Here is an 18,154-nt window from a genome sequence, read left to right as displayed (position 1 = left end):
GATTTAGATTTTCACCATTGTAAATGTAAGATTGACTTCACCAAATGAAAATCATAAAGTCAATACATTAACTATATACTAACACAGGTAGAAAGTAGAATTCAACACGGATTAAATAGTCCACGATTATTTTCGAATTATGCAAGAAACACAAGCGAACAACGATACTTTAGACTCTGGATCTTACGAAATTATCAGAAAACGTCTTCAACATCAAAAAGAAACGCTTTCCGATAAATTACAATTATTAAATACCGCCAGAAAAGAAATATTTAATTCGACCAACTTTATATTAAAGGCAAATCAACGTATATCAACAGATAATAACTGCGTATCAAGAGGTATTTTAGCAATTGGTAATATCTGCATATTCGGATATAATGTACATTTTGGATTACGAACCGAAATTCAGTTACAAGACGTATTTAGCATCTATTTATTTGAAGATAATCAATTTATTCCCCAAGATCTTGATTTCATAAATGATATAAATTTTGTTAATGATTACCAAAATCTATACAAATATTATAGAGATTCAATTTTTTCCAAATTTAGAAAACAGAGAACTATTTATATATGATCTTTCAAACCACCAAGAATGAACAAGATCTAAAAGCATTTAAATGGTTGATTAAAGATGGAAAATTAACTTATTTAGATGATCGAAGTATACATGAAGTTAAAAAAGCAAATCAACATGAATTTGATTGGACAAAAACTACCCTTGAAGATCGAAGATTGGGTCGGTTTCCCCATATTTCTATCTTAGATAAGGTATTTATTGAAGCAATTCATGGTGATATAACATTTAAAATTGAAAATAATACAGAGTCAGGTAAAGGAATTTATTCTGAAAAGGTTAGTAATCTTGATCAACAGCTAGATGATGCAGAATACCATTATGCTGACTTAGGTAATATGATTGCTCTTAGGATCAAACCCTTTCAAGAAGAATTTCGCGCTTACATTTTCAACATCAGAACCAAAGAGGTCGTCAACCTAAAAACGCTCAATGAATCTGCTATTTTGCTACCAGATAATCAAGGTATTATTTTCTCAAATGGATATTATCTTCAAAATGGCACACATAAAACCTTTGAGAATAACCTTGAAAATGTTCAGTTTCTAAAAAAAGTAATCTCTCCTAACGGAGAAGACTACCTATATGTTTTCACTCATGAGCAGTCGAATACATACATTTTAATGTCTTACAATATTATTCAACAATCTGTAGAAACCCCAATCGTTTGCAATGGATTTACCATATTTAAAGATGGAAGCTTAATCTATTTTCGTACAGAAAATGAAGCGACGCGCCACCATCAAGTACAAATATGGGAGACTCCATACATGGCTGTTCTGAAAGAAAATGCATCGCGCAGAGATGATCCCTTGTACAAAATTGGCAATAAAGATATTGTCCAAGCGATGTCTGAAGTTCAAGAAGTCATTCAACTGATTAACAAAGAAGATTCCTATGAAGGCCTATATGAGGATATTCTAAAAAAATCAAATTCCATCATAGATTCGTACTTCTGGGTCCATGATGAGGCTCTTCAAAATCTTGGTACACCATTACAACATATAAAAGAAATCGCGAACACAGCGATCGACGAGTTCGTTAAGGTACAGATTCAGCGTAAACATGCGGAAGAGATTCTAACAGCAATAGAAAAAAAAATAGAAGATCTTGTTTTTAAAGTCAATAGTTCGATTTATGAACAGTTAGATCAACTGGTACATAATTTATCACATACACGTAAATTACAAGGTGAGGTCATTGACTTGCGCAATGTGAAGTATATTGAAAACAATCGGATAAATGAACTAGAGGAACAGCTTCACCACATAGCGACTAATCTTTCTGAGAAAACAATACAGTTCTTATTACAGGAAGCTGCACTTACATCATATGAACAGAAGGTCGTCATCCAAAAGAATGAAGTCGACAAAGTAACAAAAGCTATCGATGCCAAAGCCATAGAGAATGGATGTAAAGCTATTTCTAGTGATTTGGAATTATTAATTGATATACTTCATAGCTTAAAGATTGATGACACAACACATACAACAAAGATAATTGAAAAAATATCAGTTATTTTTGCTTCATTAAATGAGGTTCGAGCCCAATTAACACGTAAATTAAATACACTAAAAAGTTCTGAAGCCATTGCAGAATTTTCGGCTCAACTCACTTTGTTAGAGCAATCAATTGTTAACTACTTGGAATTATCAACTTCGGCAGAAAAAGTTGACGAGTATTATACTAAGATTGTTGTAAACTTAGAAGAACTCGAAAGCAAGTTTTCTGAATTTGACGAATTTGCTTTAAAAATCGCTGATAAGCGCGATGAAATCATTAAAGCTTTCAATGGGAAACGCGAATATATTATTGAACAAATCAATAAACGCGCCTCTTCTCTTGAACAGATAGCACTGCGTGTCCTTAAAAACATCGAAAATAAGGCAAAATCTTTACTCACGAAAGAAGAGATTTTAAGTTTTTACTCGACCGACTTAATGATCGACAAGATTCGTCATATTATTTCAGAACTGAAAACAATACAAGATGTATCTAAAGCCGAAAGCCTTGAGAATTTACTTAAGAAATCACAAGAAGATGCGTTAAGAGTTTTAAGAGATAAGTCCGAACTATATGTTGAAGGTGAAAATATAATTAAACTTGGCAAAAACAAATTCACAGTTAATAACCAACGCTTAGGTCTAACATTAATACGGCGTCAAGACGAACTATATTATCATTTGACAGGAACTAGTTTCTATCAAAAAGTGACCGCCCAAGAGATCAATATTTATAAAGATATTTGGGAACAAGAAATTATTTCTGAGAATAAACTTGTGTATCGTGCCGAATATTTAGCTTATAAAACTTTCCTAGCATCACAATCTAAAAGCAATTTTAATGCAGAAAAATTCATTAATCAAGCTGTAGAACAAAACTATGTAGAATCTTATATCAAAGGTGTTCACAATTTTGATGCCCTTCAGATCTACGAACAACTTCACACCCTAGGGGAAAAATTAGATGTATTAAAGTTTGATCCTGAAACAAGAACATTAGCCCATTTTTTTGGCAGCAATTGGACCAATCCGTTCGTTCTAAATTAATAGCTCTTATCCGATCATCTAATCAAATCCTTAAGAATTTTCCAAATTCAAATCGATACGAAAGTATACTAAAGGAAATGAATGATGAGGTCAATCGTTGGGAAACACACCTGGATCTATCGCAAATAAACAAAGAGAACATTGCAAAATACCTTTTTAAAACATTTAGCAAATTCAATAAATTATCATTGTCCGACTTTGCCGATCATTTAAAACAAGAGTTTACGCGTTACCTACATGATAGAAAGACCCTAAAAGATTTTGAAGGAGATATAAACAATGAAGGTTTCAGTCTTATAGATCGTTATTATTTAATTCAAAACTGGCTATATGCTTTTATTGAGAGCAATGATCATTTAATTAAATTTGAAAAATATATTAATGAAACCGCAGCATTAATCTTGTTTGATCAGATTGATTACGAACTTATTATAGCCCAAGATCAACTTTCAGTAGCGAATTTGAAAGGAAGTCATCCAGTGATCACAAATGAAAGTTATCAAATAGATTTTCACTCTTTCATTCAAAAATTAGAAAAATTTCACGAGATAGATATACCTCGTTTCGAGTCATTTAACATATTAAAAGAAAAATTAAGCACAGCCTATAAAAAAGAACTAAAAATAAACGAATTCGAACCAAAAGTATTGAGTTCGTTTGTTCGAAATAAATTGATTAATGATGTTTACTTTCCTTTAATAGGAACAAATTTTGCGAAGCAATTAGGTGTGGCTGGAGAAAATAAACGTACAGCAAAAATGGGAATGCTTCTTCTCATTTCTCCTCCCGGGTATGGAAAAACAACATTGATGGAGTATTTAGCAAAAACAATGGGGCTACACTTTGTGAAAATCAATGGTCCCACAATCGGTCACACCATTACATCGATCGATCCTTCTGAAGCTAAAACATCTGGTGAACGAGAGGAGCTTAAAAAAATTAATCTAGCCTTTGAAATGGCAGACAATGTGATGCTGTACCTGGATGACATCCAACATCTCAATCCTGAGTTTCTTCAAAAATTCATATCACTAGCCGATGGACAAAGAAAGATTGACGGTATTTTTGAAGGAGAAAGCAAGACTTACGATCTTCGCGGAAATCGATTTTGTATCGTAATGGCGGGAAATCCTTATACAGAGAGTGGCTCAAAATTTAGAATCCCTGATATGCTAGCCAATCGCGCTGATGTATACAACTTAGGAGATGTTATAGGAGATACAGATTACTTATTCAATTTAAGCTTAATTGAAAATGCTGCTGTTGAAAATCCTGCAATTGACAAAATTGCAGGTAAAAGTTTCAACGATTTTTACGCGCTCATACGGTATATAGAAAATAGAGAAGAACAATTACCAGAGTTAGAAGGAAACTATTTGAAGCAAGACGTTGATGACTTCCTTGCAGTCTTGCAGCATCTTCTTAAGATTCGTAATATCGTCATAAAAGTAAATCAAAGCTACATCAACAGTGCTGCTATGCAAGATAATTATCGAACAGAGCCTCCCTTTAAATTACAGGGTTCTTATCGAAATATGAGCAAACTGGTCGCCCAAGTCGTTCCTATGATGAACGATCAAGAAATTAATCAGCTTATTTTAACACATTATGAAAGTGAATCACAAACGCTTACTGCAGATACAGAATCAAATTTATTAAAGCTTAAAGAGTTAGCAGATATCTTAACAAAAGAGGAAAAAGAGCGCTGGGAAGCAATCAAAAAGGTTTTTCAAAAAGACAATAAGCATGGTGCTCTAGGTAAAGATGATAAAATGTTTGCTCAATTATTGGAATTTAATGAAAACTTACAGGGCATAATCAATGCTATCAGTAAGAAATAAAATCGGTAACATAATAAAGATTAAGATTATTCTATCTTCTTAAGATAAAAGAGGCAATCATTAAAAATGAATGCCTCTTCTATTTTATTGCGGTAAGATTTACTTAGTCGCTGCTCCAGTAATTTCAGTAGCCAATTTTTGAGTATACTCAGCCCACAATTTAGCATCATCAGCTGTAAACTTACTAGCAGCGGTAGCTGTTTTAGTAGCCCACTCTTGTTGTTTAGTTGCTAATTCTTGAAGCTTAGTCGCATCACCACCTTTAGCGGCAGCAACATACTCATTCACAAATTTTGTATAATCATCAGCCAATTGCTGTACTTCCGGAGAACTAAATTTAGGTACTGTAGTTGTCGAAGTAGTCTCTGTAGTAGTTGTTGTCGCAACACCATTATCAGTGTTAACTTGAGTAGTTGTATCTTTTACTTCTACTTTTTTGCTATCCGTATTATTACATGACGCAAAAATAATCACTGCAGCCACAGCAGATAAAATCAATTTCTTCATAAAATTATAAGTTTAAAATAAATAAAATTACGTTAATTTAAAATAAAGATCAGACAATATATTTTAAAATTAAACAAATGCTAAAGCATAAAATAAAAAATCAGAAAGAAATGATCTTTTATACTCTTAGGCACAATAAAGAGCTTTGAAATTTAATTTGCAAAATTGGATAATTGTAACAATAATATAGACTTATAGATCTATATTTTAGGAAATCCCTTTTATTTAATAAAATACTAAATTCATCTATCACATTAATGGACAATGCTTTACCATCGCCCTCCCGCGCCTCCACCTCCAGAAGATCCTCCACCAAAACTACCACCACCCGAACCACTAGATCTGCCCGATCCACCACTTGAACTGCTTGATGATGACCTCACCAATCTCGGCGTACTCTGAGTTCCATGAGAGATTGTATAACCACAATATTTACATAGATCATACTTTTCTTCCAATCCACCAGAACTATAGGTCGCCTTTGTAATAGTTTTACGTAAATCTTTTTCAAATGTTTTATAATGGCATTGTGGACATAGTTCGATAGTTTTATTTTCATCCCAGGGAATCAATTTAGTCTCATTAGTTTTACTATTAACCCAGACTTCATAATCACGGCTATTAATTTTCTCTTCCATTAATTGACCTGCATCCAGGTAATTTCTCATTTTTGAATCCGCATTATCTCTATTTATACGCAACCAATTACCAGAATTATCTGGGGGTAATAACCGTCCTTCATATTTATATAATCTTTTATTTGACTTGCCAAAATCTATCCAAGCCAAAGGACTTACTAATATTGGAAGAAAGTTCCATCTCAAAAATTTACGAATTGCTTGCTGAATATTTTCCTCATCCTTATAAGAATTCATAACAGTCGTTACGCCCGCATTATACTTCATAGCAAGAGTTATGATACCGAACACGAGAATGAAATAAGGTAAATTCCTAACTTGATAAACTTGTTCAAAATTTTCAAAAACAAATGCAAAAATAAAAGACGTAAAAAACATCAGCATACCCATACACCCACAACCGCTTACTAACGGAGGAAAATAACTACTTTTTTTGTAATCTTTCCCTTTGTCATTTTAGTCACAACTGATATCCAAACATATAAGATTACAAAAGCAAAAAGAACTAGTAATGAATTTTTTAAATGTGGATTTTTAAAATTCCAGAAAGGTATTGTTTCTGGCATTAAGCGATCCAATTCTGTTCGTGCATCTGGAGCAGTCAGGATAGTCTCGATAAATCGTGAACATTCTAAAACGCCACGATCATAATCCTCCGCTTTAAAATTGGGAACTAAAAACTTTTCACCTATCCGCTTAAGATAGGCATCCGGCAATATACCCTCCATACCATATCCAGATATAAATCGATACTCATGTCTGTTTTTAGCAATAAAAAGAAGTAATCCATTATTACTCTCTTTTTTACCAATTCCCCAAGCATTAAATAAATTTAATGCAAAATCAAAATCACTATCTCCGACATAGTCATTAACTATTACAATCGCAAATTCACATTTTGTGATCGAATCGACCTGCCAAGAAATAGCATCTAGTTCTTCTACTACATGATTAGAAATAATTTGATCCGGATTTGAAACAAAATAATTTTGTCCCTTAATTTTAGGATTAGGAAGATCTTCAATGCCATATTGAGCAAAAGAAAATGAGGGCCCATGAATTAATACAAGGGTAAGAACTGTGAAAATAATTTTTTTAAAAATTCTTGACATAAACTAAATTTAGTATTTTAATTTGAACCAAAAAACATTTAATATTCTTCATAAATAAAATATCGCAACGAAGGCTACTCGATATCAATACATTCAAAAAAAAGAGGTAAGTATTTTGGATACTTACCTCTCAATTAGCGATTAAAAGATTAGAAAAATTATTTTTCGATATCTTTTAAGCTATTCATCTTTTTATATTCTAGGAAACCTTTAATATCTGTAAAGTGTTCACGAACACGTTTATTTCCAAATTCAAAGACTTTATGAGCTAATCCATCTAAGAAATCTCGATCGTGAGACACCAAGATCAATGTTCCATCAAAATCTTGAAGAGCATCTTTAATAATATCTTTAGTCTTCATATCCAAGTGATTGGTAGGCTCATCTAGTATAAGAACATTTACAGGTTCCAATAGCAATTTAATCATGGCCAAACGAGTTTTTTCACCTCCTGACAAGACTTTTACTTTTTTTGTAGTATCATCTCCACTAAACATGAAAGCGCCGAGCAAATCTTTAATTTTCACGCGGACATCACCTACTGCAATCTGATCAATCGTGTCGAAAACAGTAAGTTCTCCATCCAATAACGCGGCCTGATTTTGTGCAAAATAGCCAATCTTAGCATTGTGACCAATTTTCAAACTTCCTTCATAATCAATCTCTCCCATAATTGCTTTAATCATAGTTGATTTTCCTTCTCCATTTTTACCCACAAAAGCAACTTTTTCGCCACGTTCAATAACCATATCTGCTTTTTGAAAAACAACATGTTCATCATATTTTTTTGTAAGCTCCTCAACCATAACGGGATATTGTCCTGAACGAGGTGAAGGTGGAAATTTTAATCTCAAAGCAGATGTATCAACCTCATCGATCTCAATTACTTCCAATTTCTCTAACATTTTAACATGTGATTGTACTTGGAGGGTCTTTGAATAAGTTCCTCTAAAACGGTCTATGAATTCTTGATTATCAGCAATAAATCTTTGTTGCTCTTCATAAGCCTTTAATTGGTGTAGACGACGATCTTACGTAACTCAAGATAATGACTGTACTTAGCCTTATAATCATAGATACGACCCATCGTTACTTCAATTGTTCGATTTGTAATGTTATCGACAAAAGCTCTATCGTGAGAAATAACAATGACAGCTTTTGCAGAATTCATCAAGAAATCCTCTAGCCATTGAATACTCTCAATATCCATATGATTGGTCGGCTCATCCAATAAAATTAAATCTGGTTTTTTCAAGAGAATCTTCGCCAGTTCAATTCGCATGCGCCATCCTCCAGAAAATTCAGAAGTTTGACGAGTAAAATCTGTGCGTTCAAATCCCAATCCTTTTAGTACCTTCTCGACTTCAGCATCGTAATTAACCTCTTCGATTGAATAAAACTTTTCACTTAGTTCAGACACTCTTTCAATCAGCTTCATGTAATCATCAGTTTCGTAGTCTGTTCTTACATTAAGTTGTTCATTTAGTTCCTCTAATTCATCCCGCATCTGATAAACTTCTCCAAATGCTTTAGATGTCTCTTCAAAAACAGTAACATTATCTTCTGTTAATAAATGTTGGGGTAAGTATGCAATAACTGCATCTTTAGGTCCCGAAACATTACCTGTTGTAGGTTTACCTCCACCAGCAATAATCTTCAATAATGTTGATTTACCTGCACCATTTTTTCCCATTAAAGCAATTTTATCATTTTCATTGATTGAAAATGACACATCACTAAAAAGAGTTGTTCCTCCGAAGGAAACTGAAATATTATTTACATTAATCACTTTTATTCGCTTATATTTTCCGCAAAGATAAGCGAATCAATCTTATAAATATAGTACCCACCATTTTTATGGATGATTATACCTAACAACTACAAGAAAAAACAAGAATTATGGTCAATAATTTTCAGCATATATCTTTATTGATAATTGAATATCATTTCCTATAAAAGAAATAATAATAGTAATTTTCAATTTTGTGTATCTTTGCCTCATGCGATTTGATATAATTACCGTACTTCCCAGTCTATTAGATAGTCCTTTTGCACATTCTATTTTGCAACGGGCACAAAAAAAAGGTTTAGCAGAAATTGTTGTACACAATCTACGTGATTACGCGACAAATAAGCAGAAAAGTGTTGATGATTATCCCTATGGAGGAGGTTCTGGTATGGTTATGCAGATCGAGCCCTTTGCGGCTTGTATAGAAAAACTACAAGCAGAACGCACGTATGATGAAATTATCTTCATGTCTCCTGATGGCGAAACACTCAATCAAGAAATCGCGAATAATTTATCTACAAAAGGTAACATGATGATTCTTTGTGGCCACTACAAAGGTATTGATCAACGAATTAGAGATATCTATGTTACAAAAGAAATTTCTGTGGGTGATTATGTTTTATCTGGAGGAGAATTACCAGCGGCAATTTTAACAGATGCCATTATAAGATTAATACCTGGAGTTTTATCAGATGAAACTTCCGCTTTATCCGATTCTTTTCAAGACGGATTACTTGATGCGCCCATTTATACGCGTCCTGCAGACTGGAAAGGACATAAAGTTCCGGATGTATTACTTAGTGGACATGAAGCTAAAATATTGCAATGGAGAGACGAACAGCAGCTTATCCGCACCCGAGAAAGAAGACCAGATTTATTAAATGACTAATAAATTTCAGATTTTATTGATTATTTATCATAAAAAGTTTGCTTAATCATTTTTTTTTATAAATTTGTGATACAATGACGACAGTTAGAACATATACAAATTGGTGGTGGCCTGAAGCAATAAGCATCGGGGACTAATTGGTATTGTCAAAATATTTCATAATCAACCAAAACCATTTATGGAAGTTCAAACCCGATGCGACTCAGTATCGGGTTTTTTATGTTTAAAAAATTAAGAATAAAATGAAATACACGTTTAAAACCAATCTCAAAAAATTGCTCGCTGATACGACAACTCCGGTTAGCATCTATCTCAGATTACGTGACGTCTTTCCAAATAGCATTTTACTAGAAAGTTCGGATTACCACAGCAGAGACAACAATATAAGTTACATCTGTTGCCAGTCCATTGCGCATATCAAACTTGATAATACGCAATTAGAAATTGCATATCCGAACGAAAAAGTCATCCTTAAAAATAAGGAAGAAATTAATTTAAAAGAGGAGGTTGCTACATTCAGAAAAGCATTTGGCGAACCCATTTCAACAGAACGTAACATTATTTCAAATGGTCTTTTTGGTTATTTCACATTTGATGCCATCGAACATTTCGAAGATATCAAGTTAACTACGGCTCCAAGTCCAAAACTGGATATTCCACATTTACAGTATCATGTTTATAAATACGTGATAGCAATAGACCATTTTAGAAATGAACTATTTGTATTTGAACATTTATTAAATGATGAAGAATCCGAATTAGATAAACTACAGTATTTAATACAAAATAAGAACTTTCCCGAATATACATTTCGTAGAACTGGAGAAGAGGCGTCCAATAGATCAGATGAAGAACATCGCGAATTGGTCAAAAAAGTAAAAGAACATATTCAAAGAGGTGATGTTTTTCAAATTGTTCCATCACGCGCATTTTCAACGCCTTTTCTAGGCGATGAGTTCAATGTATATCGTGCTTTACGTTCCATCAACCCCTCCCCCTACTTATTCTACTTTGACTACGGAAATTTCAAACTATTTGGGTCTTCTCCAGAAGCACAATTGACCATTAAAAATGGAGAAGCAACAATTTATCCAATTGCAGGTACTTTTAAACGGACCGGTAATATGGAGGAGGATATTAAAATAGCCGAAGAACTTAAAAATGACCCTAAAGAATCCGCTGAACATGTCATGCTCGTAGATCTTGCAAGAAACGATTTAAGCAGACATTGTAACCAAGTTGAGGTAAAATCTTATAAGGAAGCACAATACTATTCCCATGTAATCCACTTAGTTTCAAAAGTTTCAGGCAAATTAAAACCAGGAGTCAATCCTTTTGATGTTGTGGGTGATACTTATCCGGCAGGAACACTGAGTGGTGCCCCTAAACATATGGCGCTTACTTTAATAGATCGTTATGAAGGCCAACAAAGATCATTCTATAGCGGTGCAATTGGATATATGGGTTTTAATGGCGATTTTAATCATGCTATTATGATTCGTTCATTTTTAAGTAAACAAAATCTATTGAATTACCAAGCAGGAGGAGGAATTGTATTAGATTCAGATCCAGAGATGGAATTACAAGAAGTAAATAATAAAATAGCAGCTTTGAGAAAAGCATTAGAATTAGCAGAAACGTTATGATTAGACCTTTAGAATATTGTGACAATCTATCACACATTCGCAGTTCAATTGACTGTATCGACTATAGAATCATTGAACTTATTGCACAACGGGCGCAATATGTACAACAAGCCGCTCAATATAAATCTTCATTAGAAGAAGTTAAAGCGGAACAAAGAGTAATTAACATGTTCGAGCAAAGAAATGATTGGGCAACTAATTTTAAAATTGAAGGAAAACTCGTAGAAAGTGTATTCCAATCAATCATCAATCACTTCATTAATAAAGAAACAGAAATTTTCCATGAGCAATCATAAAATATTAGTAATCGACAATTACGATTCGTTCACCTACAATTTGGTTCATCTATTACAAGAATGTGATCAAGAATATACAGTATGGAGAAATGATAAATTCAAATTAGAAGAGGTAGCTGCTTTTGATAAAATTTTATTGTCGCCAGGCCCAGGTATTCCCGAAGAAGCCGGTCTGTTATTAGATGTCATCCGCACATATGCGGATACAAAAAGTATATTAGGCATTTGCCTTGGCCAACAAGCCATTGCCGAAGTTTTTGGAGGTAAACTTTATAATATGCCGAGACCGCTACATGGAGTGGCAACAGATCTAATTATTATAGATCATTCAGAAAAACTATTTGAAGATTACGCTAGTCACAGTAAGATTGCACGTTATCATTCCTGGGCTGTCGAAACTTCATCTCTTCCTCAAACCTTAAAAGTAACCGCAACAGATGAAGATGGTGTTATCATGGCACTGTCCCATAGGACCCTTGACGTAAAAGGATTACAATTTCATCCAGAATCTGTTTTGACAGAGAATGGGAAAAAACTAATTGAAAACTGGTTAAAAAAATAGAAATGACAATTTTAGATAAAATAGTTGAACGAAAACGAGTAGAAGTCTCAGAAGCTCAAGCAAAAGTTTCTATCGAAGAACTTAGTGAATATCCGCTCTTTAGTAGAACTTGTTATTCGCTAAAAGAATCCGTTCTTGATCCACAACGTACGGGGATAATCTCAGAATACAAACGCGCCTCCCCTTCCAAAGGCGTCATCAACAACATTAACACGGTATCAGAAGTTGTCAAAGGATATCAAAATGCAGGCGCTTCTGCCATATCAGTATTAACAGATGCTGATTTTTTCAAGGAAGTTTAAAGGATCTGGAAGAAGCCCGATCAGTATTAACCATACCTTACTTCGTAAAGAATTTATAATCGATAAATATCAGATCGCTGAAGCAAAAGCCTATGGTGCTGATATTATTTTACTAATAGCGGCATGTTTGACCAATGAAGAGGTAAGCGAACTCTCCAATTACGCTAAAACTTTGGGTCTGAATGTACTTTTGGAGGTTCATAACGAAGAAGAATTAAAAGGAAACCTATTTGATACAGTTGATGCCATTGGCGTAAACAACCGTAATCTGAAAGACTTCTCCGTATCATTAGCGCACTCTTACGACTTAGTCAATAAAATTCCAGATACTTATATTAAAGTTTCAGAAAGTGGAATTTCAGACCCTCAAACAATCCGTGAATTAAAAAGCATTGGTTATAATTCATTTCTTATTGGCGAAAATTTTATGAAAACAACTGACCCGGGGAAAGCATTATTGGAATTTGTAAAAGAAATATAAAAACTATTTAAATCCAATCTAAATAAGAGTATATTTGCTTCTTAAAATCACAGATTAAGTAGCCGCTTCTTATTTTGGACACAAAAATTTTTATCATAAATAAAGATAGCTTTGAGCAAATATACCTTCAATATTGGGAAGGTATGTTTGCATTTTGTATCAAAAATATCCAAGATGAAGAAGTTGCAAAAGAAATCGTTCAAGAAGTTTTTAAATCATTATGGGAACGGCGTGATGATCTTCGTCTTCTAGAAGTTGAGCGATACTTAATCAGAGCTGTTAAACTCAAAACCTTTGAATATATACGTAATAAAGTTACGCGCCAACATCATTTAGAAAACATAATTAATACAGCGGAAAACCACTATGTAGAGCATCCCTTAATTGCTCAAGAACTATCGGAGAAGATTTCATCATTAGTCAATAAATTACCCGCTCAATGTAAAAATGTTTTTCAAATGAGCAGAGATCAAGGTTTAACAAATAAAGAAATAGCCCATAAATTATATATATCAGAGCGAGCTGTAGAATATCACATTTCCAAAGCTTTAAAAACGCTAAAAACCGAATTAACCGAATATATTAATTAAATAAAAAAGAAATCCTGTATTTTTGCTATTAAGGATATAAGCCGATGAAAGTTGATCAAAAGTTGATAGAGAAATATCATTTAAACCAATGCACTCCAGAAGAAAGAATTCTTGTGGAGGAATGGCTTGTAGATGATAATTTGGACTTTTCTCCACTATCACTTCCTCAATTTGACAAGTCCCATATCCAATCACAGATCTGGGAAAACATTGCCGCTAATATAATTGAACCAGCCCCGATTAAAGTTGATAATAATAGAAAAAGACTAATACGTTACATAAGTATCGCTGCTTCAATCGTAATTTTATTCGGCCTCTTTATCTATAAAAACAATATAGATAAAGAAATTAGTTATGCCATTTTTGATAATAGCACAAGTGCAAATTCAAAGTATTTTGAAAAAAATAGTTATGAACTAATTTTAGGAAAGCATGCTACAGCAAAAATTAATGTAGAAACTGGAGAATTTTTTTCAATGGGTACAATGGTTATTATTCCAAAGAAAGATTTCGAATTTAGTTTTATTGGAACTAGAGAAAAAAAGGAATTAAAAAATGGAGAAACTTATTTCATTCTAAACTCCAAAAATACAGGCAAGCAAATTATTCTCTCCCAATCGGAACTCACTTTTTTAGCACCAACAATACAGAATCAGCTTAAATTACAGTTTAACATTATATAACAAGCCTCTATTAATAACTTCAATTCCCATGCAATTAAAACCTATTTCTAAAACTCTTCTACTTTTATTAATAGTTTTCTTTATTGGTTGTTCGAGTAGAGACCAAAGTAACAGTAGTTCCAACAACTACAGCTTGTATATTATGAATAAGAATTTGGGAAATACCATTGTAACAACTAATTCTATAGATTCGGGGACAATAAATATTCTGAAAGATGGTATCGACTTACCAACACGATATTTTGATCGAAGCATCATCGTACATAATGACTTTTTCTATCATATAAAAAGTGGAAAATTCATAAAATTCGAAATGCAGGAAAATGCATTAACAGAAATAGCTGCGATTCCGATGTCCAATCAACATATAGAAAATATGAATTGGCAAGGAAAAGATACGTTATTACTTTTTACGCTTGACAATAAAACATATAGTAAACTGCACTACTATAAAATAGATGTAAAGAAGTTCGAGATCCTACAAAAAGAAGAAATACATTTACCAGTTGCTCCAAGTAAATTTCCGATAGTTTCAATAGGATTCAGCACATTACATCAGAATAATCTCATACTGGGATATACATACAATAAAGTAATCAACGAAACAGATTTTACGACTATTGACACCATGTATTTTGCAACATTAGACCCACAAACGCTAAAGATAAAAAGCATACAAAAAGATAACCGATCCACCTACCCAGGAGGAGTCAATACAGTACAGTCTTACAGTTTTCATGATGAGAGAGGAAATTTCTATTTTATGAGTTGCCCAGGAATTGCTTTAGGAAACAATCTCAGTAAACCTACCGCAATATTTAGAATACCAAATAATACAACAACAGTAGATTCAAGCTATTTCTTTAATCTTACCGCTACAAATCAAAATCATGCCTATGGCATGTGGTACTTAGGGAATAATGAAGCAATCATTCGTAGTGAAAGAAAAGACCTTTATAACGATTTCAGCGATCATCATTCAACTTATCAATTTGAATATTATGTTGTAGATTTATTAAAACAAACAGCAACAAAGCTAACCCTACCCTACGATAAAGGAACTCGCAAAGAATCTGTTCTTGTGGAGAATGGTAAGGCATATATTACCATTGACGATAAAGATGATAATCATCAAGTTTGGATATACAATATTCAAACTAAAAAGATAAGTACCGGACTAAAATTAGACAAAGAGACAGATTTCATTGTCCGTATAGACAAACTAAATTAGTTTTTATAACTGAAAATAATTCGCTCCGAATATCTTACCACTTGTCATTTGAATATTGTTAAATAAATCAATTTAAAATCAACTTGATTTTTGCTTTGAAACCTCTTCGACCAAGAAATATTGTCTCCATACAACAGTATTAAACCTTTCTCTTCTTCTTGCTAACTCCCTAATTCGCTATCTATCTTTTTATGCCGCTAATCAATGATGATATTTCAATTTGACAACATTATCTTCATAAATTTATTCCAAAACTGAGTAGCCTAAAAACTAAATAAATTTAGATGTATAAAATTTATTAGCCTAAAAATTAAGCAAATAGCACATTTTATAATCTTTTTCTCACTCTGACCTTCGGTATATTTGGAGTTACGCAACATCTCTATGTATAATTAATCTAAATAAAGGGATGTCGAATTTAAAAATAATATGGTTAAGTCTATATTTAATCATATCGTTTACTGCTTACGCACAACAGAGAGGAGAAATAAAAGGAAGAATAAGTACCACCTCAAATACACCTATTGAGGGTGCAACTATTACAATTCTTGAAACAAATCAAGTGACCCAAGCTGATAAAAGCGGTTTATTTTCAATAAAAAATATCGCTTTTGCCAACTATACTATACGAGTATCTGCTGTTGGATTCAAAGCCAAGGACAGAACTTTTCTTATTAGCCAGAAAAACACTGAAGTGCTATCTATAAAATTGGCTTCAAAACAGACAACAATGGATGAAGTCGAAATCGTTGCAAGATCCGAAGCAAAAGAAATACAAAAGCAACCATTTAATGTTACAGCAATCGATGCGAAGAAATTGTACAATACAACAATGGATATTGGTCAGGCATTAAATCGTGTTTCGGGTGTTAGACTGCGAGAGTCGGGTGGTGTAGGATCAAACATGAATTTTAGCTTAAATGGTTTTTCGGACAATCAGGTTAAATTATTCGTTGATGGAATTCCCATGGATAATTTCGGATCGTCCTTTCAGTTAAACAACATACCGATCAATTTTGCAGAACGAGTTGAAGTCTACAAAGGAGTCGTTCCCGTATGGCTAGGCGGCGATGCATTAGGTGGAGCAGTCAACATTGTAACCAAAAACCAGCCGGGAAAATATTTAGATGCTTCATATTCATATGGCTCATTTAACACCCACAAAACTTCAGTTAATGCCGGATACATTGCTAACAACGGTTTTACAATGATGCTTTCTGCTTTTCAAAATTATTCGGACAACAATTACTTAGTAAATGTAAGATCATACAATTTTGACACTGGAAAATTTTACCCCGCCGAAAGAAGAAAACGTTTCCACGATGCATACAGAAATGAAACATTAGTATATAATATGGGCGTTTCTAATAAAAAATACGCTGATCAGCTCCTTTTGGTATTACCCTCGGCCAGAATAAGAAAGAAATCCAAACGGGTAATCATATGGAAGATGTATATGGAGGTCGAGAAAGCCAAGGAAACATTGTACAGCCGACTTTTAAATACATCAAGAGAAATTTATTGACAGCAGGTTTAGATGTAACGATAAACGCTCGATACAATTTCGGTACGGAAAGAAGTTTGGATACCGTCCCAAGAAGATTCACTTGGACAGGAGAAAGTATACCTAAAAATCCAAAAGATCCGAATGCTCCAGGAGGAGAAAATGACTTAACAGATTACCGCTACAAAAACAACAATGGTAATCTTACGGCCAATATCTCTTATGCAATTAACAAGAATAATAGCATTATGATCAATCATTTGTTGACAACATTTGACAGAAAAGGAAAAGATCATTACTATCCAGATTTAGAAGTTAATAAGCTCCCACGCAAAACAATAAAAAACATTACAGGAATCGGCTATAGAACCTCCATACTTGATCGTTGGGATGCTAATATTTTTCTAAAAAACTACAATCAAAATGGAAAATACTTCAATGAACTTGAGAAGGAAACTTATGAGAATGTGGAAATATCAATCAATAAAATCGGATATGGCTTAGCAACTTCCTATTTCCTAAATCCAGACATTCAACTAAAAGCTTCCTATGAGAAAGCATACCGACTTCCCGATAATACCGAATTATTTGGTGATGCCATCAATATTAGTGGTAATCCTGGTCTAAGACCCGAGAGTAGTGATAATATCAACTTAGGTTTATCATATGCTTTAAAATTACAAAAAAACCAACAAATTATCATAGATGCCAATTACATATTCCGCAATGCTAAAGATTTTATACGCCAGTATGTAGGACCATTAAGCAGCAATAATAAAAGAGAACTTAAAAGTGCTAATCTAAGAAGTGTACGAAACAATAGTGTTGATATCAACTTAAAATATTATTTCAAGAACCTGTTTTCAGTCGGAGGAAATATGACTTACCAAACCTGATCAACACAACTAAAGTTGAACCTTCGCAAATTATACAAAGTAGTATCTACAAAGATAG

At 33.2% G+C, this 18,154-nt stretch carries 15 protein-coding genes and 2 pseudogenes; 13 read left to right on the top strand and 4 right to left on the bottom strand.

Annotated features, from left to right (window positions below; translation table 11 throughout):
• The first annotated feature begins 139 nt into the window (after positions 1-139).
• Together L950_RS29460 and L950_RS29455 are read left to right on the top strand one after the other, a co-directional pair.
• Positions 140-3,129: pseudogene (locus L950_RS29460) on the top strand (DNA repair ATPase).
• A 77-nt stretch (positions 3,130-3,206) separates the two neighbouring features.
• Positions 3,207-4,970, top strand: coding sequence for an AAA family ATPase (locus L950_RS29455; protein ID WP_197086250.1), 1,764 nt, complete (start codon positions 3,207-3,209; stop codon positions 4,968-4,970).
• A gap of 99 nt (positions 4,971-5,069) precedes the next feature.
• Here L950_RS29455 and L950_RS04935 read toward each other — a convergent pair whose 3' ends face one another.
• The 4 genes and pseudogenes from L950_RS04935 to L950_RS04925 form a co-directional block, all read right to left on the bottom strand.
• Positions 5,070-5,477 carry a hypothetical protein gene (locus tag L950_RS04935; protein WP_021192374.1) on the bottom strand — a complete coding sequence of 136 codons (408 nt, stop codon included), beginning with the start codon at positions 5,475-5,477 and terminating at the stop codon, positions 5,070-5,072.
• A gap of 269 nt (positions 5,478-5,746) precedes the next feature.
• The gene (locus L950_RS29450; RefSeq protein ID WP_197086249.1) at positions 5,747-6,382 is read right to left on the bottom strand and encodes a hypothetical protein; all 636 of its coding nucleotides are present in this window, start codon (positions 6,380-6,382) and stop codon (positions 5,747-5,749) included.
• 140 nt (positions 6,383-6,522) lie between these two features.
• On the bottom strand, positions 6,523-7,227 hold the full coding sequence (locus L950_RS25885; protein ID WP_021192372.1) for a TPM domain-containing protein: 705 nt from the start codon (positions 7,225-7,227) through the stop codon (positions 6,523-6,525).
• 158 nt (positions 7,228-7,385) lie between these two features.
• Positions 7,386-9,016: pseudogene (locus L950_RS04925) on the bottom strand (ABC-F family ATP-binding cassette domain-containing protein).
• Positions 9,017-9,227: 211 nt separating this feature from the next.
• Between L950_RS04925 and trmD the strand changes: the two are divergent.
• From trmD to L950_RS25875, 11 genes are all read left to right on the top strand, one after another.
• Positions 9,228-9,905, top strand: a complete 678-nt coding sequence (gene trmD, locus L950_RS04920; protein WP_021192370.1) for a tRNA (guanosine(37)-N1)-methyltransferase TrmD — start codon at positions 9,228-9,230, stop codon at positions 9,903-9,905.
• Between the two features lie 242 nt (positions 9,906-10,147).
• On the top strand, positions 10,148-11,551 hold the full coding sequence (locus tag L950_RS04915; RefSeq protein ID WP_021192369.1) for an anthranilate synthase component I family protein: 1,404 nt from the start codon (positions 10,148-10,150) through the stop codon (positions 11,549-11,551).
• A complete protein-coding gene (locus L950_RS04910) occupies positions 11,548-11,847 on the top strand; it encodes a chorismate mutase (RefSeq protein WP_021192368.1) in 300 nt (99 codons plus the stop codon). The genes L950_RS04915 and L950_RS04910 overlap by 4 nt, the downstream gene beginning before the upstream one ends.
• On the top strand, positions 11,834-12,409 hold the full coding sequence (locus tag L950_RS04905; RefSeq protein WP_021192367.1) for an anthranilate synthase component II: 576 nt from the start codon (positions 11,834-11,836) through the stop codon (positions 12,407-12,409). Before L950_RS04910 ends, L950_RS04905 begins: the two co-directional genes overlap by 14 nt.
• Before the next feature lie 2 nt (positions 12,410-12,411).
• Positions 12,412-12,711, top strand: a complete 300-nt coding sequence (locus tag L950_RS34965; RefSeq protein ID WP_021192366.1) for a hypothetical protein — start codon at positions 12,412-12,414, stop codon at positions 12,709-12,711.
• Positions 12,686-13,192 (top strand): indole-3-glycerol phosphate synthase TrpC, encoded by a 507-nt coding sequence (locus tag L950_RS34960; RefSeq protein WP_262506992.1) that lies wholly within the window; start codon positions 12,686-12,688, stop codon positions 13,190-13,192. Before L950_RS34965 ends, L950_RS34960 begins: the two co-directional genes overlap by 26 nt.
• A 74-nt stretch (positions 13,193-13,266) precedes the next feature.
• Positions 13,267-13,782 carry an RNA polymerase sigma-70 factor gene (locus tag L950_RS04895; protein ID WP_021192365.1) on the top strand — a complete coding sequence of 172 codons (516 nt, stop codon included), beginning with the start codon at positions 13,267-13,269 and terminating at the stop codon, positions 13,780-13,782.
• A gap of 44 nt (positions 13,783-13,826) precedes the next feature.
• The gene (locus L950_RS04890; protein WP_021192364.1) at positions 13,827-14,465 is read left to right on the top strand and encodes a hypothetical protein; all 639 of its coding nucleotides are present in this window, start codon (positions 13,827-13,829) and stop codon (positions 14,463-14,465) included.
• A 142-nt stretch (positions 14,466-14,607) separates the two neighbouring features.
• A complete protein-coding gene (locus L950_RS04885) occupies positions 14,608-15,696 on the top strand; it encodes a DUF4374 domain-containing protein (protein WP_021192363.1) in 1,089 nt (362 codons plus the stop codon).
• Positions 15,697-16,105: 409 nt separating this feature from the next.
• Positions 16,106-17,221 (top strand): carboxypeptidase-like regulatory domain-containing protein, encoded by a 1,116-nt coding sequence (locus L950_RS25880; RefSeq protein ID WP_052764312.1) that lies wholly within the window; start codon positions 16,106-16,108, stop codon positions 17,219-17,221.
• Positions 17,140-18,096 carry a TonB-dependent receptor gene (locus L950_RS25875; RefSeq protein ID WP_084825377.1) on the top strand — a complete coding sequence of 319 codons (957 nt, stop codon included), beginning with the start codon at positions 17,140-17,142 and terminating at the stop codon, positions 18,094-18,096. Before L950_RS25880 ends, L950_RS25875 begins: the two co-directional genes overlap by 82 nt.
• The last annotated feature ends 58 nt before the right edge of the window (positions 18,097-18,154 follow it).

The organism is Sphingobacterium sp. IITKGP-BTPF85, assembly GCF_001006065.1.
GTDB classification, from domain to species: Bacteria; Bacteroidota; Bacteroidia; order Sphingobacteriales; family Sphingobacteriaceae; genus Sphingobacterium; species Sphingobacterium anhuiense.
This window is presented reverse-complemented; position numbering and strand designations above follow the sequence as displayed.